General features: G+C 25.9%; 1 protein-coding gene. It reads right to left on the reverse strand.

All coding sequences use genetic code 11. The features are described from left to right. Positions 1-142: 142 nt before the first annotated feature. Positions 143-826 carry a YjjG family noncanonical pyrimidine nucleotidase gene (locus L992_RS13030; RefSeq protein WP_047396694.1) on the reverse strand — a complete coding sequence of 228 codons (684 nt, stop codon included), beginning with the start codon at positions 824-826 and terminating at the stop codon, positions 143-145. Positions 827-951: the final 125 nt, after the last annotated feature.

Here is a 951-nt window from a genome sequence, read left to right on the forward strand (position 1 = left end):
TACTTAATCATCGGTTTCAATTAATAATACCATATCCGTAAAAAAATGTCAACAATGTTTTTTTTCAGAAAAGAAAAATTTTTATTTTCTTGAAAATAGAACGCAAAAAAAACCAATGTTTTAAAATAGAAAACACGTATTTTTATAAATGGTTTAAAAGTTCTTTTAGGTACGAAATTTCGTACACGGGCTTAATTTCACTTTTAAACTCAATTTTATTAGGATTGAATAAACAAGTATCAATTCCAAAATTATTTCCACCTTTAATATCAGATGTCAAACTATCTCCAATCATTAAAGCTGAACTTTTATTTTCTATATTATTATTTTTAAAAATAATTTCAAAAATTTCAGGGTTTGGTTTAGATACTCCAACCTCTTCAGAAATTATGATATCTTTAAAATAAGGCGCAATAATAGAGTTTCTAATTCTTCCAGTTTGAACTTTAGTCAGTCCATTTGTGATAATAAACAAATCAAATTTTTTATGTAGGGTTTGAATCAGATCTAAAGCATCATCCAATAAAATTGAAGAGTTAGAAAGATGATTCATATAGCTATAAGCAAAATTTTCTGGATTAAAATCTAATTCTAATTTTTCGCAAAATCTTCTAAACCGTTCTATTTTTAATTCACTTTGAGTGATACTTCCCTCTTCTAATTCTTTCCAAATCTTTGTATTGATTTCTTTGTAGATTTCTAGGTGATGATTCTCATTGTAATCGATATTATATTCGATTAAGGTTTTTTTTAGCGCGTCTTTTTCAGAAGCTTTGAAATCGAAAAGAGTTTCATCGGCATCGAAAATTAAAGTTTTATATTTCATATAACTCTCCTTTATTTAAATTTCGATTATTATATCATATTTTTGCAAAAAATAAAAAACCTTCCTCTTGGGGAAAAGGAAGGTTTTTTATAAACACGGGGGAGTGTTAAAATAAAAAGATTTAA

Source organism: Cetobacterium sp. ZOR0034, assembly GCF_000799075.1.
GTDB lineage: Bacteria > Fusobacteriota > Fusobacteriia > Fusobacteriales > Fusobacteriaceae > Cetobacterium_A.

Excerpts from the sequence above, each read along its gene's own strand:
- L992_RS13030 (WP_047396694.1), bottom strand. The coding sequence starts at position 826 with ATGAAATATAAAACTTTAATTTTCGATGCCGATGAAACTCTTTTCGAT.